This is a genomic window from Acidovorax sp. sif0632 (genome assembly GCF_019218805.1).
GTDB lineage: Bacteria > Pseudomonadota > Gammaproteobacteria > Burkholderiales > Burkholderiaceae_C > Acidovorax > Acidovorax facilis.
Genome location: NZ_JAHUWW010000001.1, coordinates 704,150 through 721,178, shown reverse-complemented (window position 1 = coordinate 721,178; position 17,029 = coordinate 704,150). Strand labels below are relative to the sequence as shown.

The 17,029-nt window shown below is 63.9% G+C and carries 15 protein-coding genes; 7 read left to right on the top strand and 8 right to left on the bottom strand.

Annotated elements, in window-relative coordinates; translation table 11 throughout:
• Window positions 1–11: 11 nt before the first annotated feature.
• From KW832_RS03255 to serA, 6 genes are all read right to left on the bottom strand, one after another.
• Window positions 12–1,025 carry a Tim44 domain-containing protein gene (locus KW832_RS03255; RefSeq protein ID WP_055399128.1) on the bottom strand — a complete coding sequence of 338 codons (1,014 nt, stop codon included), beginning with the start codon at window positions 1,023–1,025 and terminating at the stop codon, window positions 12–14.
• A gap of 36 nt (window positions 1,026–1,061) precedes the next feature.
• A complete protein-coding gene (gene ubiE, locus KW832_RS03250; RefSeq protein ID WP_121507415.1) occupies window positions 1,062–1,793 on the bottom strand; it encodes a bifunctional demethylmenaquinone methyltransferase/2-methoxy-6-polyprenyl-1,4-benzoquinol methylase UbiE in 732 nt (243 codons plus the stop codon).
• A gap of 214 nt (window positions 1,794–2,007) precedes the next feature.
• Window positions 2,008–2,430 (bottom strand): gamma-butyrobetaine hydroxylase-like domain-containing protein, encoded by a 423-nt coding sequence (locus KW832_RS03245; RefSeq protein WP_218298694.1) that lies wholly within the window; start codon window positions 2,428–2,430, stop codon window positions 2,008–2,010.
• A gap of 80 nt (window positions 2,431–2,510) precedes the next feature.
• A complete protein-coding gene (locus tag KW832_RS03240; protein WP_218298695.1) occupies window positions 2,511–2,942 on the bottom strand; it encodes an HIT family protein in 432 nt (143 codons plus the stop codon).
• The gene (locus tag KW832_RS03235; RefSeq protein WP_218298696.1) at window positions 2,942–6,868 is read right to left on the bottom strand and encodes an FAD/FMN-binding oxidoreductase; all 3,927 of its coding nucleotides are present in this window, start codon (window positions 6,866–6,868) and stop codon (window positions 2,942–2,944) included. Before KW832_RS03235 ends, KW832_RS03240 begins: the two co-directional genes overlap by 1 nt.
• A 72-nt stretch (window positions 6,869–6,940) precedes the next feature.
• Entirely contained in the window at window positions 6,941–8,170 is a 1,230-nt protein-coding gene (gene serA / locus KW832_RS03230; protein WP_218298697.1) for a phosphoglycerate dehydrogenase, read from the bottom strand.
• A gap of 300 nt (window positions 8,171–8,470) precedes the next feature.
• On the opposite strand from serA, the gene ugpB reads away from it, so the two are divergent.
• The 6 genes from ugpB (at window position 8,471) to ugpQ (ending at window position 14,014) form a co-directional block, all read left to right on the top strand.
• Complete coding sequence (ugpB, locus tag KW832_RS03225) at window positions 8,471–9,787, top strand: sn-glycerol-3-phosphate ABC transporter substrate-binding protein UgpB (protein ID WP_055399138.1); 1,317 nt, start codon at window positions 8,471–8,473, stop codon at window positions 9,785–9,787.
• Between the two features lie 120 nt (window positions 9,788–9,907).
• A complete protein-coding gene (gene ugpA, locus KW832_RS03220; RefSeq protein ID WP_121422466.1) occupies window positions 9,908–10,789 on the top strand; it encodes a sn-glycerol-3-phosphate ABC transporter permease UgpA in 882 nt (293 codons plus the stop codon).
• Window positions 10,790–10,935: 146 nt separating this feature from the next.
• A complete protein-coding gene (gene ugpE / locus KW832_RS03215; RefSeq protein WP_121422465.1) occupies window positions 10,936–11,787 on the top strand; it encodes a sn-glycerol-3-phosphate ABC transporter permease UgpE in 852 nt (283 codons plus the stop codon).
• Between the two features lie 61 nt (window positions 11,788–11,848).
• A complete protein-coding gene (locus tag KW832_RS03210) occupies window positions 11,849–12,859 on the top strand; it encodes a sn-glycerol-3-phosphate import ATP-binding protein UgpC (RefSeq protein ID WP_055399144.1) in 1,011 nt (336 codons plus the stop codon).
• 4 nt (window positions 12,860–12,863) lie between these two features.
• Window positions 12,864–13,232, top strand: a complete 369-nt coding sequence (locus KW832_RS03205; RefSeq protein ID WP_218298698.1) for a VOC family protein — start codon at window positions 12,864–12,866, stop codon at window positions 13,230–13,232.
• Window positions 13,229–14,014: a glycerophosphodiester phosphodiesterase gene (ugpQ, locus tag KW832_RS03200; RefSeq protein WP_218298699.1), complete on the top strand. Its 786-nt coding sequence runs from the start codon at window positions 13,229–13,231 to the stop codon at window positions 14,012–14,014. Before KW832_RS03205 ends, ugpQ begins: the two co-directional genes overlap by 4 nt.
• Window positions 14,015–14,125: 111 nt before the next feature.
• Here the strand turns inward: ugpQ and KW832_RS03195 are convergent, their stop codons facing one another.
• Both KW832_RS03195 and KW832_RS03190 read right to left on the bottom strand, forming a co-directional pair.
• Window positions 14,126–15,094, bottom strand: a complete 969-nt coding sequence (locus KW832_RS03195) for a tripartite tricarboxylate transporter substrate binding protein (RefSeq protein WP_055399149.1) — start codon at window positions 15,092–15,094, stop codon at window positions 14,126–14,128.
• A gap of 176 nt (window positions 15,095–15,270) precedes the next feature.
• Entirely contained in the window at window positions 15,271–15,549 is a 279-nt protein-coding gene (locus KW832_RS03190; RefSeq protein WP_121422462.1) for a hypothetical protein, read from the bottom strand.
• Between the two features lie 72 nt (window positions 15,550–15,621).
• Here KW832_RS03190 and hemA point away from each other — a divergent pair, with 72 nt between their 5' ends.
• Window positions 15,622–16,941 carry a glutamyl-tRNA reductase gene (hemA, locus tag KW832_RS03185; protein WP_121507421.1) on the top strand — a complete coding sequence of 440 codons (1,320 nt, stop codon included), beginning with the start codon at window positions 15,622–15,624 and terminating at the stop codon, window positions 16,939–16,941.
• Window positions 16,942–17,029: the final 88 nt, after the last annotated feature.

Here is a 17,029-nt window from a genome sequence, read left to right as displayed (position 1 = left end):
CATTTCCTTTATTACTGCAAGGCCTGCACGCCGGCCACCAGCCAGCCGCTGCTGCCTGCCTTGGGCTTGGTCATGTTCCAGACCTCGCGGAAGGGGCTCGGGCCGGCTGAGGGCTCTTCGCGGATCATGCCGGAGAACTCGACGCTGGCCATGTAGCCGTCGCCCAGGTCTTCAATGCCCAGCAACTGGGCTTCGATCATGACCACATCGGTGTGGTTGGGCTGCATGCCACGGTGGTCTTCGCGCTCCGTGAGCTGGGTGCGAATCTCGCCGAGCATGCTGTCGGTCATCATGGAGCGCAGGGTGGCGATGTCCGAACGGTCCCAGGCCGCTTGCAAGGTGACGAAGTTGCGCTTGGCGGCAGACAGGAAGCCCTCGGTATCAAAGCCTTCAGGAATCCCCCAGTTCTGCGACCCGGACAGGCCCGAGCCGATCACCACGCCCGAACCCGCACCGCCTTGTGCAGCGCGCGAGGCATCAAACGCCATGCTGCTGCGCTCCCAGGGGCGCGCCGAGGCGTCGTTGCCCACGTTGTTGGGGCTGTACTGCGGAGGCACCTGCGCTGCGGCGGGCGTGGCAGCACCCGCGCCCTGGAACGCGAACGGCGCACCACCGGCAGCAGCGCCACCGTTGCCACCGCCACTGCGTGCGCGCATCACCATCTTGAAGATGGCAAACGCGGCCACGGCCAGCAACGCAATCATCAGAATGTTGGCAAACCCTGCACCCAGCCCCAACGAGCTGGCCAGCCAGGCCAAGCCCAGGCCAGCGGCCAGGCCACCCAGCATCGCGCCCCAAGGCTTCTTGGCCGCAGCAGCGGCCGGAGCTGCACCCGCAGCAGGCGGCTTGGCAGCCGCCGCATTGGTCGCATTCTGGGCGGGCGCACCCGGCGCTGCCGACTCACGCTGCGTAACGTTGCTCGATTGCTGCCCCGTCGATTTACCACCGCCCAGTCGCCGGGCGTCGGCATCGGCGTGCGCAAACGCCAGCATCGCAACCAACACCACAGACCACAGTTTCATCATGACTTCTCCGTCTCCGTTAATGACTGAGCGAAACGCTCAGCACTTGATTCCAACATGCAAGGCCACAATCCCCCCAGTCATGTTGTGATAGTCCACATGCCCAAAGCCATTTTTTTGCATGAGGCTTTTGAGCTCTTCCTGCCCGGGGTGCATGCGGATGGACTCGGCCAGGTAGCGGTAGCTGGCGTCGTCGCCCGCCACCAGCTTGCCCAACTGGGGCAGCACCTTGAACGAATACCAGTCGTACACCTTTTCGAGTGGCTTTGCGACCTTTGAAAACTCCAGCACCAGCAGCTTGCCGCCGGGCTTGAGCACGCGGCACATTTCGGCAATCGCCTGGTCCTTGTGCGTCATGTTGCGCAGGCCGAAAGCAACGCTGACCACATCGAAATGTGCGTCGGGGAACGGCAGCTTCTCGGCATCGCAGACCAGTGTGGGCAACACCACACCCGCATCAATCAGGCGGTCGCGCCCCACTCGCAGCATGGCTTCGTTGATGTCGGTGTGCACCACACGGCCGGTGGCGCCAACCTTCTTGGAGAACGCCAGCGCCAGGTCGCCCGTGCCCCCTGCAATATCGAGCACCTGGCTGCCTTCGCTGAGGTTGGCCACCATCACGGTGTAGGCCTTCCAGGCACGGTGCAGGCCCGCCGACATGAGGTCGTTCATCACGTCGTACTTGGAGGCCACGGAGTCGAACACGCCGCGCACGCGGCGTGCTTTTTCCTGCTCGTCCACCGACTGAAAACCGAAATGCGTGGTGCTCATAAGATTCATGCTAGGCGCGTGAACGCCAGAGGTACAGCGACAACCCCGCACTGAAATGGGGCATCTGTCGCAATTTGGACAACGCTATTGAAAAGAAATCAGCCGCCAGCGCTTTTCTATATTGCACCAACAGCTACTATTTCAATAGCACCTTGACAGACAAGGGCTTCCGCCGTGTTCTGTGCTCCTCCAGAAAAACACCCGGCCCGCAGCCTCAATGGCTGCCACAGACATGGCCACCGGCACCACCCTGAGGCGCCATCGGCGCATCGCGGTCCGCCCCCGCAGCGGCCAGCCGCTCGGTGTACTGGGTCCACAGCGCGTCTTGCTTGTCGCCCAGTTCGTAGAGGTAGTCCCAGGTGAAGATGCCGCTGTCATGCCCGTCAGAAAACGTGGGCTTGACCGCATAGTTGCCCACGGGTTCCAGGTTGACCAGCGTGACCTCCCGCTTGCCCGTCTGCAGCACTTCCTGGCCTGGGCCATGGCCCTGCACTTCGGCCGACGGCGAATACACACGCATCAGCTCGAACGGAATGCGGAACGTGGTGCCATCGGAGAACCCTACTTCGAGCACCCGCGATGCCTCGTGCACCGTGATTGCCTGCGGCGTGGGCGCACCCGCTTTCAAACCTGCCATGGATTCACCTGTGAGAAAACTGTTGTCAGAAACGACCTCTGCGATTGTCCCACCCGCTCTGGGGCACACCGCAAACAGAGTTACCGGGTAGGCAACTGGGCCAGCCGCGATTGCAACTGCGCCTCCAGCGCGGGCAGCAGGGTCCGTACGCCGGCCTCTTGCGCCGCCGGGCTGGGCCGCTGTGCCGCCGCCCACACGGGCGATGGAAAGTGACTGTCCCAGTCAAACCGCGCAATCACATGCCAGTGCAGGTGCGGCACCATGTTGCCCAGCGCCGCGATGTTGACCTTGGTGGGCGACAGGTGCTGGCGCAGGGCCAGCTCCACCAGGGCCACTGCCTCCATGCAGTGCACACGATCAACGGCAGCCAGGTCCGAGAACTCGGCCGCATGTGCATTCCACACCACGCGATAGAAGGCAGGAAACCCCGCCTCCTGCGCACGGATGACACGCAGGCGCTCGCCACGCCAGACCAATGCGCCGCCGTCTTCAGCGCACAAGGGGCAGGTCATCAGACCAGCACCCGCTCAATGCCGCCGTTGTTGGCACGGCGTACGTACTCAGGCATCCAGTTCTCGCCCAGGATCTCGCGCGCCATCTCGACCACGATGTAGTCGGCTTCGAGCAAGCCGTTGTTCAGGTCGCCTTCGTAGCGGTTCAGGCCCTGCAGGCAGCTGGGGCAGCTGGTGAGAATCTTCACGTTGTCCTGGGCACCCACGGCACCGCTCTCGCGCAGTTTGGCCTCGCCCTTTTTGATCTCTTCTTCCTTGCGGAAGCGCACCTGCGTGGACACGTCGGGCCGGGTCACACCCAGCGTGCCCGACTCGCCGCAGCAACGCTCGCTCTTCAAGACCTGCTCGCCCACCAGCGCCTTCACGGTCTTCATCGAGTCCTGCAGCTTCATGGGGTTGTGGCAGGGCTCGTGGTACAGGTAGGCGCCCTTGCCTTGCAGCTGAATGCCCTTTTCCAGCAGGTACTCGTGGATGTCGATGATGCGGCTGCCCGGGAAGATCTTGTCAAACTCGTAGCCCTGCAGCTGGTCGTAGCAGGTGCCGCAACTCACCACCACGGTCTTGATATCGAGGTAGTTGAGCGTGTTCGCCACGCGGTGGAAGAGCACACGGTTGTCCGTGATCATCTTCTCCGCCTTGTCGAACTGACCCGAGCCGCGCTGCGGGTAGCCGCAGCACAGGTACCCGGGCGGCAGCACGGTCTGCACACCGGCGTGCCACAGCATGGCCTGCGTGGCCAAGCCAACTTGCGAGAACAGCCGCTCCGACCCGCAACCGGGGAAGTAGAACACCGCCTCCGTCTCGGCGGTGGTGGCCTGCGGGTTGCGGATGATCGGCACGTAGTCCTTGTCCTCGATGTCGAGCAGCGCGCGCGCCGTCTTCTTGGGCAGGCCGCCCGGCAGCTTCTTGTTGATGAAATGGATCACCTGCTCCTTGATCGGAGCGGTGCCCACCGTCGCAGGCGGCTTGGCCGTCTGCTTGCGGCCCACCTTGCGCAGCAGGTCCACGGCCAGGCGCTGAGCCTTGAAGCCCACATCGACCATGGCCGAACGCATGAACTTGATGGTGTCCGGGTTGGTGGCGTTGAGCATGGTCATCGCCAGCGCGTTGCCAGGCCGGAACGTCTTCTTGCCCATCTTGCGCAGCAGGTTGCGCATGTTCATGGTGACGTCGCCGAAGTCGATCTTCACCGGGCAGGGACTTTCGCACTTGTGGCACACCGTGCAATGGTCGGCCACGTCCTCGAACTCCTGCCAGTGCTTGATGCTCACACCCCGGCGGGTCTGCTCTTCGTACAAAAACGCCTCGACCAGCAGCGAGGTGGCCAGGATCTTGTTGCGCGGGCTGTAGAGCAAATTGGCGCGTGGCACGTGCGTGGAGCACACGGGTTTGCACTTGCCGCAGCGCAGGCAGTCCTTGACGCTGTCGGCAATCGCGCCGATGTCGCTCTGCTGCATGATCAGCGACTCGTGGCCCATCAGCCCGAAGCTGGGCGTGTAGGCATTCGTCAAATCGGCGTGCATCAACGCAGCGTTTGAAGCATTCGAAGCATTTTTGGCCTGCAGCGCTTTTCCATCAATCGCTGGCAGCTCCTGATTTCGGAGCAATTTACCCTTGTTGAAGCGACCTTCCGGGTCCACCTTGCGCTTGTACTCGGCAAAGGGGCGCAGCTCTTCGTCGGTGAGGAACTCCAGCTTGGTGATACCGATGCCGTGTTCGCCCGATATCACGCCGTCCAGGCTGCGCGCCAGCACCATGATGCGCGCCACGGCCTCGTGCGCGGTCTGCAGCATCTCGTAGTCGTCGCTGTTGACCGGGATGTTGGTGTGCACATTGCCGTCGCCTGCGTGCATGTGCAGCGCCACCCACACGCGGCCCTTGAGCACGCGCTTGTGGATGGCCACGGCCTCGTCCAGGATGGGTTTGAATGCCGCGCCAGTGAAGATGCCTTGCAGCGGCGCCCGCAGCTGGGTCTTCCAGCTCGCGCGCAGGGTGTGGTCCTGCAGTTGGGGGAACAGCGTTTCCACATCGTGCAGCCAGCCCTGCCACAGCGCGCGCACCTCTTCCACCAGGGCGATGGCCTGGGCCACGCGCTCCTGCAGCAGCTCGGGCGATGGGACTTCGTCGTCGGCGTCATGCTTGCCCAGGGGCAGGTTGCCGCGCTCGAAGAACTCGGTCAGCGCGTCGCACAGCTTGATCTTGTTGCGCAGGCTCAGCTCGATGTTGATGCGCTCGATGCCGTCGGTGTACTCGGCCATGCGCGGCAGCGGGATCACTACGTCTTCATTGATCTTGAAGGCGTTGGTGTGGCGGCTGATGGCGGCCGTTTTCTTGCGGTCGGCCCAGAACTTCTTGCGCGCCTCGGCCGTGATGGCAATGAAGCCTTCGCCGCTGCGGGTGTTGGCCAGGCGCACGACCTCACTGGTCACGCGGGCCACGTCGTCGGCGTTGTCGCCCGCGATGTCGCCAATCAGCACCATCTTGGGCAGGCCGCCGTTGCCCTTCTTGCTTTTGGTGGCGTAGCCCACGGCCTTCAGATAGCGGTCATCCAGGTGTTCCAGGCCAGCCAGCAGCACGCCACTGCGCTTTTGCTCGGCGAACATGAAGTCCTTGATCTCGACGATGCTGGGCACGGCGTCCTTGGCGTTGCCGAAGAACTCCAGGCACACGGTGCGCGTGTGCTCGGGCATGCGGTGCACCACCCAGCGTGCGCTGGTGATGAGGCCGTCGCAGCCTTCCTTCTGGATGCCGGGCAGGCCCGCGAGGAACTTGTCCGTCACATCCTTGCCCAGGCCTTCCTTGCGGAAAGTCTTGCCCGGGATGCTCAGGCGCTCGGTGCGCACGGGCGTCTTGCCATCGGCCTCGAAATACTGCAGCTCGAAGGTGGCCGTCTCCACGTCGTGGATCTTGCCCATGTTGTGGTCCAGGCGCGTCACCTCCAGCCACTGGGCGTCGGGCGTGACCATGCGCCAGCTGGCCAGGTTGTCCAGCGCCGTGCCCCAGAGCACGGCCTTCTTGCCGCCCGCGTTCATGGCAATGTTGCCGCCAATGCAGGAAGCCTCGGCACTGGTCGGGTCCACCGCAAACACAAAACCGGCGCGCTCGGCCGCATCGGCCACGCGCTGGGTCACCACACCGGCCTCGGTCCACACCGTGCCCACCTCGCGGTCCAGGCCCGGCAGGCGGCGCATCTCCACCTCGGTCATGGCTTCGAGCTTTTCGGTGTTGATGACCACGCTCTTCCACGTCAGCGGGATCGCGCCGCCGGTGTAGCCGGTGCCGCCCCCCCGGGGAATGATGGTCAGGCCCAGCTCGATACAGCCCTTGACCAGGCCCGCCATCTCGACCTCGGTGTCGGGGGTCAGCACCACGAACGGGTACTCGACACGCCAATCGGTCGCGTCGGTCACATGGCTCACGCGGGAGAGGCCGTCGAACTTGATGTTGTCCTTGGCCGTCAGGCGGCCCAGGGTCTTCTGGATCTGGCGGCGCAGCTGCGCGGCCTGCTCGAAGGTGGCATTGAACTCGGCCACTGCGCGGCGCGCAGCGACGACCAGTTCACCCACCAGACGGTCGCGTCCGGCGTCATCGGCGGGGGTGCGGCGCTTTTCGATCTCCCCCAGGCGGTGCTGGAGGGCATCGACCAGCAGCTTGCGGCGGTTGGGGTTGTCCAGCAGGTCGTCCTGCAGGTAGGGGTTGCGCTGCACGACCCAGATATCGCCCAGCACTTCATACAGCATGCGGGCCGAGCGGCCGGTGCGGCGCTCTTTGCGCAATTGGTCCAGCACCTCCCAGGATGAAGACCCCAGCAGGCGGATCACGATCTCCCGGTCGGAGAACGAGGTGTAGTTATAGGGAATTTCTCGCAGACGGGCAGGCTCGGCGGCCTGCGTCTGCAAGGCCGCCAACGCGATCGGAACATTCATGGGGGTCTACCTGGGGTGGGGGCATGATTTTATGCCACGGTGCCCGCCCCGCGTCGGCCCCCACTCTGGCGCTCAGAACAGCACGCGGCTGCGCAGGGTTCCGCCGACCTGCGCAAGCTTGTCCAATGCCAGGTCCGACGAGGCGGCGTCGATGTCGATCACCACATAGCCGATCTTCTCGTTGGTCTGCAAGTACTGGGCCGAGATGTTGATCTGGTTGTCCGAGAAGATGCGGTTGATTTCGGACAACACACCCGGCACGTTGCGGTGGATGTGCAGCAGGCGGTGCTTGCCGGGGTGGGCGGGCAGCGCGACCTCTGGAAAGTTCACCGACGAGGTGCTGGTGCCGTTGTCGCTGTATTTCACCAACTTTTCCGCCACTTCGAGGCCGATGTTGGCCTGTGCCTCCATGGTGGAGCCGCCGATGTGAGGAGTCAGGATCACGTTGTCCAGGCCACGCAGGGGGGACTGGAACTCGTCCTTGTTGGTGCGTGGCTCGACCGGGAACACGTCGATGGCTGCACCCAGCAGCTTCTTGGCCTGGAGCGCTGCGGCCAGCGCTTCAATATCCACCACCGTGCCCCGCGCGGCGTTGATGAGGATGCCGCCTGGCTTCATGGCCGCGATCTCGGCGGCGCCGATCATTCCCTCGGTGGACGGCAACTCGGGCACGTGCAGGCTCACGATGTCGCTCTGGCCCAGCAGGTCGTGCAGGTGCTGCACCTGGCGGGCATTGCCCAGGGGCAGCTTGTTGACCACGTCAAAAAACGCCACGTGCATGCCCATGGCCTCGGCCAGCACCGACAGCTGGGTGCCGATGGAGCCGTAGCCCACGATGCCCAGGGTCTTGCCCCGGATTTCATACGCGTTGTCGGCCGACTTGAGCCAGCCGCCCCGGTGCGCCACCGCGTTCTTCTCGGGGATACCGCGCAGCAGCAGGATGGCTTCCGCCAGCACCAGCTCGGCCACGGAGCGGGTATTGGAATACGGGGCGTTGAACACGGCAATGCCACGCTCGCGCGCCGCATTCAGATCCACCTGGTTGGTGCCAATGCAAAAGCAGCCCACGGCCACGAGCTTGTGGGCCTGGGCAAACACTTCCTCGGTGAGCTGCGTGCGCGAGCGGATGCCCACAAAGTGCACATCCGCGATCTTGCGCTTGAGCTCATCGTCGGGCAGTGCGCCAGACACCGTCTCGATCTGCGTATAGCCAGCCGCGCGGATCACATCCACCGCAGAGGAGTGAATGCCTTCGAGCAGTAGAAATTTGATCTTGTTCTTGTCCAGCGAATTGGTGGCCATGGCAATAAGAAAGAAGGAGATGGAGAAAAGAAGAAACCGGCGCGCTGCGGCGCGAACGAACCGGTGCGACAGGGACCAGCGAACAGTCACCAGCATGGTGCATTGCACAAAACCTTGCAAGCCTCGGCAAATGCGCCACACCTTGTCACAAAAGAGTCACAATCGCTCCCCTTGCGGGTTACCCAAGGGGTTTCCCGGTTGTTGCAAGCGCTGGGGTCATGCGACAACGACATATCAATGTCACATCGGCTGCATAGCATCCAGCCTTTGTGCTTTTCGTCATCCTCGGAGGAAATATTCATGCAAACGAAGCATCTGGCGGTCTGCGCTGCCATTGCCCTGTCGGTCTGCGCACCTGCGCAAGCCCAGGCGCAGCAAGTTGAGATTCAGTGGTGGCATTCGATGAGCGCAGCGCTGGGCGACTGGGTCAATGACCTGGCCAAGCAGTACAACGCCAGCCAGACCAAGTACAAGGTCGTGCCCACCTACAAGGGCACGTATGACGAATCCATGACAGGCGCCATCGCCGCCTTCCGTGCGGGCAACGCCCCCCACATCCTGCAGGTGTTTGAAGTGGGCACCGCCACCATGATGGCCAGTAAGGGCGCCATCGTGCCCGTCGCCAAAGTATTGAACGACGGCGGCTTCAAGTTCGACCCCACCCAGTACGTGTCAGCTGTGGCTGGCTACTACACCGCGCCCAATGGCCAGATGCTGAGCTACCCGCTCAACAGCTCCACCACGGTGTTCTATTACAACAAGGACGCCTTCAAGAAGGCCGGCCTGGACGCCGACAAGCCGCCCAAGACCTGGCCCGAAGTGTTTGCCGCCGCGTCCAAGCTCAAGGCCAGCGGCCACAGCTGCCCGTTCACCACCAGCTGGATCAGCTGGACGCAGCTTGAAAGCTTCTCGCTGTGGCACAACACGCTGTTCGCCTCCAAAAACAACGGCTTTGACGGCAACGACGCCCAGCTGCAGGTCAACTCGCCATTGCACGTGCGCCACTTCGAGAACCTGGCCAAGGCCTCCAAGGACGGCAGCTTCGTCTACAAGGGCCGTGGCAACGTGCCGGACGCATCCTTCCCATCGGGCGAGTGCGCCATGATGACGGGCTCCTCGGGCCTGTACGCCCGCGTGGCCAAGGAAGCCAAGTTTGCCTACGGCATCTCGGCCCTGCCCTACTACCCTGATGTAAAGGGTGCTCCCCAGAACACCGCCATCGGTGGTGCCAGCCTGTGGGTGATGTCTGGCAAGAAGGCCGAGGAATACAAGGGCGTGGCCGATTTCCTGAACTTCCTGAACGACACCAAGGTGCAGGCTGCCAGCCACCAGCGCACGGGCTACCTGCCTGTGACCATGGGCGCCTACCAGCTGACCGAGGCGTCGGGCTTCTACACCAAGAACCCCGGCACCGACGTGGCCGTGACGCAGATGATCAAGAAGGCCACTGACAAGTCGCGCGGCATCCGCCTGGGCAACTTCGTGCAGATCCGCGCCATCATCGACGAGGAAACCGAGCAGATCTGGTCGGGCAAGAAGTCGCCCAAGGAAGCACTGGACACCGCCGTGACCCGTGGCAACGAGCAACTGGGCCGCTTCGCCCGCGCCAACAAGTAAACACTGCCGAACATCTGCCGATACCGCCCAGCAGCACTGCCGGGTGGCATCGAAAGCCCGCCGCCCCGTCAACCCTATTGGTTCACGGGGCGGCGGGGTTTTCTTTTTGAGAGTTTCGACATGGAAAAACGCGTTTTATTCCGCTCTGCATGGCTGCCATGGGTGCTTCTGGCACCCCAGCTGGCCATCATCAGCGTCTTCTTTTTCTGGCCAGCTGGCCAGGCCCTGGTGCAGTCGTTCCAGATGCAGGACTCCTTCGGGTTTTCGAAGGAATGGGTCGGTTTCGACAATTTCCGGGACCTGTTCCAGGATCCGGGCTACCTGGCATCGTTCAAGACTACGGCCTTCTTCTCGATCCTGGTGGCGGTGAGCGGCATCACGCTGTCGCTGTTCCTTGCGATCTTTGCCGACCGCATCATCAAGGGCGCCATGGTCTACAAGACCGCGCTGCTGCTGCCCTACGCCGTGGCGCCTGCGGTGGCGGGCGTGCTGTGGATGTTCATGTTCTCGCCCTCGCTGGGCGTGGTGGCCTACATGCTGCGCCAGTCGGGTTTCGACTGGAACCACATGCTCAACTCCGACCACGCGATGGCGCTGATCGTGATTGCGGCGGTGTGGAAGCAGATCTCCTACAACTTCCTGTTCTTCCTGGCGGGCTTGCAGTCCATCCCCAAGTCGCTCATCGAGGCGGCCGCGATTGACGGTGCAGGCCCCTGGCGCCGCTTCTGGAGCATCCAGTTCCCGCTGCTGTCGCCCACCACGTTCTTCCTGCTGGTGATCAATGTGGTGTATGCGTTCTTCGACACCTTCGCCATCGTGGACGCCACCACGCAGGGCGGACCGGGCCGCGACACTTCCATCCTGGTCTACAAGGTGTACCACGATGGCTTCAAGGCCATGGACATGGGCGGATCTGCCGCACAGTCGGTGGTGCTAATGGCCATCGTCGTTGTGCTGACGGTCATCCAATTCCGCTACGTCGAGAAGAAAGTGCAGTACTGATATGAAGCACCCCCTGAGTCGCTTCGCGCCTTCCCCCTCCAGGGGGACGCCGCCCTCACTGCGGGGCGGCCCTTGCTCGGCGGCCCTCGCCTGCGTCGTGTCTTTTGCGGGCGCAGTGGGCCAAGCTTCGATCCTGAAAGATTCCAATGGTTGAACGTAGTCCCTACCTCACCGCGTTCTCGCACCTCATCATGGTGCTGGGCGTGATCATCGTCGGCTTCCCGCTGTACCTGGCCTTCGTGGCCTCCACCCACACGGCGCAGGACATCGTGCAGGTGCCCATGCCCATGGTGCCCGGCGGCAACTTCTGGCAGACCTACCACGACGCCTTGTTCGGCGGCGGAACCGGCGCGGGCTCTACCGCACCCGTGGCGCACATGATGTGGGTGAGTTTTGTCACCGCCATGGTCATCACGCTGGGCAAGATCGCCATCTCGCTGTTGTCGGCGTTTGCCATCGTGTACTTCCGCTTCCCCTTCAAGGGCATCTGCTTCTGGCTGATCTTCATCACGCTGATGCTGCCCGTGGAAGTGCGTATCGGGCCCACCTACCAGGTGGTGTCGGACCTAGGCATGCTCAACACCTATGCGGGCCTCACGGTGCCGCTGATCGCCTCGGCCACGGCCACGTTCCTGTTCCGGCAGTTCTTCCTCACGGTGCCCGATGAACTGGTCGAAGCCGCGCGGGTGGATGGCGCCGGTCCGATGCGCTTTTTCAAGGACATCCTGGTGCCGCTGTCGCGCACCTCGATTGCCGCGCTGTTCGTGATCCAGTTCATCTATGGCTGGAACCAGTATCTGTGGCCCCTGTTGGTGACCACGTCCGAAGACATGTACCCCGTGGTGATCGGCATCAAGCGAATGCTGGCCGGCGGCGACGCAGGCAACGAGTGGAACATCGTGATGGCCACGGCCCTGCTGGCCATGCTGCCACCTGCCTTTGTGGTGGTGGTCATGCAGCGCTGGTTCGTCAAGGGCCTGGTGGACACTGAAAAATAAAGATAAAACGGGCCCTACCGCTTCATACATCTGCGCTAGCAGCTACATATTTAATAGCAAAATGGCATCCATCTCTCTTCGCAACATCATCAAGCGCTACGGGCACGGCCCCAAGGCCAACCAGGTCATCCACGGCGTGAATGCCGAGGTCAAGGACGGTGAATTCATCGTGATCGTCGGCCCCTCGGGCTGCGGCAAATCCACCCTGCTGCGCATGGTCGCCGGCCTGGAAGAAATCTCCGGCGGCGAGCTGCGCATCGGCGACCGTGTGGTGAACAACCTGGAACCTGCCCAGCGCGACATCGCGATGGTGTTCCAGAACTACGCGCTGTACCCGCACATGACGAACTTCGACAACATGGCGTATGGCCTGAAGATCGCCAAGGTGCCCAAGGACGAGATCAAAGCGCGCGTGGACAAGGCCGCCAAGATCCTCGAACTGGGCCACCTGCTGGAGCGCAAGCCGCGCGAACTCTCGGGCGGCCAGCGCCAGCGCGTGGCCATGGGCCGCGCCATCGTGCGCCAGCCCCAGGTGTTTCTGTTCGACGAGCCGCTGTCCAACCTGGACGCCAAGCTGCGCGCCCAGACCCGCCTGGAGATCCAGAAGCTGCACCGCGAGCTGGGCATCACCAGCCTGTTCGTCACGCACGACCAGGTCGAGGCCATGACATTGGCCGAACGCATGATCGTGATGAACGCCGGCAACATGGAACAGTTCGGCACGCCCGAAGAGGTCTACCACACGCCCGCCTCCACCTTCGTGGCCAGCTTCATCGGCTCGCCGCCCATGAACTTGCTCAAGAACGCGCCGAGCGCCGCCCCCGGCACCATCCTGGGCATCCGCCCCGAGCACCTGGATGTGCGCAGCGAAGGCTGGGCGGTCACGGTCGAGACGGTGGAGCTGCTGGGCGCCGAGCGCCTGATCTATGGTCGCATCAATGGCGAGCAGATCATCGTGCGCGTTGAAGAAGGCACGCACTCCCCTGCGCCCGATTCCGTGATCCATGTTCAGCCCCGCGCAGATCGCCTGCACGCGTTCGATGCCACCACCGGCAAGCGCATCGCGGCCTGAACCGATGCCACCCAAGCCAGCTGCCAGTACCGGGGGCAAGGTTCAGGCCACAGTCCCGGTGCTGGCGTCTCTGGACCTTGCAGAAACCCTGCGGTTCTACACCAGGCACCTGGGCTTTGATCCGCTGCTGGAGATGGACAACTACCTGATCCTGCAGCGCGATGGCTGCGAGCTGCACTTCTGGCCCTGCACCGAGCGCCACGTTGCAGAGAACACCTCGTGTTATGTGCGTGCCGACACAGAAGCGCTGCACGCGGATTTCACGGCACGAGGCCTGCAACTGGCTCCTCCCACTGTCCAGCCCTGGGGCATGAAGGAGATGTTCGTCATCGACCCCCACGGCAACCTGCTGAAATTTGGTGAACCCGCATGAGCGCCCAATCTCCCATCCTCGCCCCCTGGCCCTACCCCCGCTGGATCGCCCACCGCGGCGCCGGCAAGCTCGCCCCTGAAAACACCCTGGCCGCCTTCCGGCTGGGAGCACAGTATGGCTATCGCATGTTCGAGTGCGATGCCAAGCTGAGTGCCGACGGCGTACCGTTTCTGATGCACGACGCCACGCTGGACCGCACGACCAATGGCGCGCCGGCACTGGGCTCGGTAGCGAGCGCGGTCGGGGGCGATCACCCCTGGGCGGCCCTGTCACAGCTGGATGCTGGCGCCTGGCATTCACGCAGCTACGCCGGCGAGCCGCTACCCACGCTGGAGAACATTGCGCACTACTGCATCGCCAACGGGTTCTTGCTGAACATCGAGATCAAGCCAACACCCGGCGTGGAGGAAAAGACTGGCCAGGTAGTGGGCGAGCATGCGGCGCGGCTGTGGCACGGCCAGGCGGTGTTGCCCCTGTTCTCGTCATTCCGACCCGAAGCGCTGGCTGGCGCCCGCGCCACGGCACCCCACATCCCCCGCGCCCTGTTGCTGGACACGCTGTGGGACGGCTGGCACAACACGGCCCGCGAGCTGGGCTGCGTGGCCATCGTCTGCAACCACGCGCTGTGGGATGCGGCGCTGGTTGCGCGCGTCCACGGCGACGGCCTGCGCGCGCTGAGCTACACGGTGAACGACGACTGGGCCGCACAGCGGCTCATCGCCCTGGGCACGGACGGCATCATCACCGACCGCGTGGACTTCTTTTCGCCCGCCACGCCATAGGGCGCGCCTTCAAACCATCCACGCCCCAAGCCAGTGCCACCGTGGAACCGGCTTCGCCGGGCCAGGGGTGGCGTCCCCCTTCAGGGGGAAGGCGCGCAGCGCCTCAGGGGGTCAGTCCAGCTTCGCGCCCGACTTTTTCACCGCCTCGGCCCAGCGTGGCATCTCGGACGCCAGGAATTTCGCGAAGTCCTCCGAGCCCAGAAACGCCGGGTCGGCCCCCTGGCTCACCATGCGGTTGCGCACATCGGGCATCTGCAGCACTTGGCCGAAGGCCTCGCTGAGCTTGTTCACAGCTTCCTTGGGCGTGCCGGCCGGGGCCAGAAAGCCATAGAAACCCACCACCTCGAATCCCTTGATGCCGCTCTCGATCACCGTGGGCACATCGGGCAGTGCGGGGTTGCGCTCCTTGCTGGTCACCGCCAGGGCGCGCACCTTGCCCTGTTTGTGGTACGCGGCGGCCTGCGGGATGCTCTCGGCCATGAACTGCACCTGCCCGCCCATGAGGTCGGTGAACGCCGGGGCGCTGCCCCGGTAGGGGATGTGCACCATGAACAGACCCGTGGCGGTCTTGAACATCTCGGGCACCAGATGGCTGATGCCACCATTGCCCGCCGAGCCAAAGTTGACCTGGCCCGGCTTGGCCCGGGCGTAGTCCATGAACTCCTTGAGGCTCTTGGCAGGCACGTTGGGGTTCACCAGCAGCGCCAGTGGCTGCATGGCGGTGCGCGCAATCGGCACAAAGTCCTTGAGGGTCGAATACGGCAACCGGCTGTAGAGCCCCGGGTTGATCACCATCACACCCGTGTTGGCCAGCATGATGGTGTGGCCGTCGGGCGGTGCTTTCATCACGTCCTGCGCGCCCACGGTGCCACCGGCACCGGCCTTGTAGTCCAGCACCACCGGCTGGCCGAGCACGGCCTGCAGCTTATCGGACAGCAGGCGTGCATGCTGGTCCAAAGGCCCGCCAGCCGGGAAGCCCACGACCACACGTATGGGTTTGGACGGAAAAGCCTGTGCGTGCACGGCAGCGGAAAGGGCCAAGCCCGCAGCCAGGGTGATCCAGGTACGCAGCAGCTTCATGGGGAATGTCTCCAGCAGTCGGTGTAGGGGGCTTCGTCAGCGGCGGGTCAAACCGCCAATACCCATGACATGGCACGCCATGGGGGCGGCACCAAGGCTATCAGACACAAGGGCGCCAGAGCCCCCAAAACCACCCCTCGCAAACCCTCAAAACACGTGACGGCTTGCTGAAAGCTTCAAGCCTTCCAGCCCCGCACCAGCACCCACTGGCAGGTAGCGCAGGCCACAACCAGGGCGGCATAGGTCAGCATCTTGCCGTCACGCCCCCACAGCACCAGCCCCGCTGCGAGCACCGCCACACCCACGGCAAACAGAATCACCCAGCGCAGCCACACCGACATCGCCGAGGCACTGCGGGAGCCCACCAGACGGCCCGAAAGCACCAACACCAGCGCCATGGCGGCGGCGGGTGCAACAAAGTTGAGAAGGTGGTTGGCGATGTCCAGTGGACCCATGGAATTGACCCAAATCAAGGCTTGAACAAGCAAGGCCGCCTGTTCGGGCCAACAATTTTATAATCGCAGCTTATGGCAGTCTGGGCCCTCGGCATCAACCACACCACCGCGCCGCTCGATCTGCGTGGCCGGTTCGCGTTCGCGCTCGACCAGATTGCCCCCACATTGCACGGTTTGCGCCAGTCGCTGGGCTCCACCAGCCGCCACCCCGGGGTGGAAACAGCCATCATCTCCACCTGCAACCGCACCGAAATTTACTGCGCGGGCGAGCAGGCAGCCATGGACCATACGCTGGGCTGGCTGGCCCAGAGCGGCGGCGTCAGCCCCGCGCTGCTGCGCTCGCACTCGTACACCCTGGAAGACAGCCTCGTCGCACGCCACGCCTTCCGCGTGGCCAGCGGGCTCGATTCGATGGTGCTGGGCGAGGCCCAGATCCTCGGCCAGATGAAAGACGCCGTGCGCGCCGCCGAAACCGCTGGCGCCCTGGGCACCACGCTCAACCAGCTGTTCCAGCGCAGCTTTGCCGTGGCCAAGGAAGTGCGCAGCAGCACCGAGATTGGTGCACACAGCATCAGCATGGCCGCCGCCGCAGTGCGTCTGGCGGGCCAGCTGTTTGAAGACATCTCCGAGACCAAGATTTTGTTCGTCGGCGCGGGCGAGATGATCGAGCTGTGTGCCACGCACTTCGCCGCCAAGAACCCCAAGGCCATCGCCATTGCCAACCGCACCCTGGAGCGCGGCGAAAAGCTAGCCACCCGGTTTGGCGGCGAGGTGATGCGCCTGGCCGACCTGCCCGAGCGCCTGCACGAGTTCGACGCCGTCATCAGCTGCACCGCCAGCAGCCTGCCCATCATCGGCCTGGGCGCCGTAGAACGCGCTTTGAAGAAGCGCCGCCACCGCCCCATGTTCATGGTCGATCTGGCCGTGCCGCGCGACATCGAACCCGAAGTGAAAGCGCTAGGCGATGTGTACCTGTACACCGTGGACGACTTGGCCACCGTGGTGCAGACCGCACAGGCCAACCGCCAGGCCGCCGTGGCCCAGGCCGAGGCCATCATCGACGCGGGCGTGCAGAGCTTCATGCACTGGATGGAGCTGCGCAGCCCTGTCGGCCAAGCCGGTGGTGTGGTACCTCTGATTCAGCAGCTCAACGCCCAGACCGACGAGTGGCGTGCACTGGAAATCGCGCGCGCCAAGAAGCTGCTGGCCAAGGGCGAGGATGTGGACGCCGTGCTCGAAGCGCTCTCGCGTGGCCTCACGCAGAAGATGCTGCACGGCACACTGGCCGAGCTGCGCGCGGGCGACGCCGAGATGCGCGCCCAGACGGCCCAGACCGTCTCGCGCCTGTTCCTGCGCTCGCAAAGCAAGACGCCCAACAACAACGGCCTGTAGCGGCGCTCGCCCGCTCCGCAGCCGCCCCGGTTTTCATCAAAATCGGCCCCTAGCGCTTGATAGATAAGCGCCACCAGCTACCAAATAT

What these genes read in the sequence shown, in the direction of transcription:
- serA (WP_218298697.1), bottom strand. Translation starts at nt 8,170, where the DNA reads ATGGCCACCAATTCGCTGGACAAGAACAAGATCAAATTTCTACTGCTC.
- KW832_RS03245 (WP_218298694.1), bottom strand. Translation starts at nt 2,430, where the DNA reads ATGGCAGGTTTGAAAGCGGGTGCGCCCACGCCGCAGGCAATCACGGTG.
- KW832_RS03235 (WP_218298696.1), bottom strand. Translation starts at nt 6,868, where the DNA reads ATGAATGTTCCGATCGCGTTGGCGGCCTTGCAGACGCAGGCCGCCGAG.
- ugpE (WP_121422465.1), top strand. Translation starts at nt 10,936, where the DNA reads ATGGTTGAACGTAGTCCCTACCTCACCGCGTTCTCGCACCTCATCATG.
- hemA (WP_121507421.1), top strand. Translation starts at nt 15,622, where the DNA reads ATGGCAGTCTGGGCCCTCGGCATCAACCACACCACCGCGCCGCTCGAT.
- KW832_RS03240 (WP_218298695.1), bottom strand. Translation starts at nt 2,942, where the DNA reads ATGACCTGCCCCTTGTGCGCTGAAGACGGCGGCGCATTGGTCTGGCGT.
- ugpB (WP_055399138.1), top strand. Translation starts at nt 8,471, where the DNA reads ATGCAAACGAAGCATCTGGCGGTCTGCGCTGCCATTGCCCTGTCGGTC.
- KW832_RS03205 (WP_218298698.1), top strand. Translation starts at nt 12,864, where the DNA reads ATGCCACCCAAGCCAGCTGCCAGTACCGGGGGCAAGGTTCAGGCCACA.
- ubiE (WP_121507415.1), bottom strand. Translation starts at nt 1,793, where the DNA reads ATGAGCACCACGCATTTCGGTTTTCAGTCGGTGGACGAGCAGGAAAAA.
- KW832_RS03190 (WP_121422462.1), bottom strand. Translation starts at nt 15,549, where the DNA reads ATGGGTCCACTGGACATCGCCAACCACCTTCTCAACTTTGTTGCACCC.
- KW832_RS03210 (WP_055399144.1), top strand. Translation starts at nt 11,849, where the DNA reads ATGGCATCCATCTCTCTTCGCAACATCATCAAGCGCTACGGGCACGGC.
- ugpQ (WP_218298699.1), top strand. Translation starts at nt 13,229, where the DNA reads ATGAGCGCCCAATCTCCCATCCTCGCCCCCTGGCCCTACCCCCGCTGG.
- ugpA (WP_121422466.1), top strand. Translation starts at nt 9,908, where the DNA reads ATGGAAAAACGCGTTTTATTCCGCTCTGCATGGCTGCCATGGGTGCTT.
- KW832_RS03195 (WP_055399149.1), bottom strand. Translation starts at nt 15,094, where the DNA reads ATGAAGCTGCTGCGTACCTGGATCACCCTGGCTGCGGGCTTGGCCCTT.
- KW832_RS03255 (WP_055399128.1), bottom strand. Translation starts at nt 1,025, where the DNA reads ATGATGAAACTGTGGTCTGTGGTGTTGGTTGCGATGCTGGCGTTTGCG.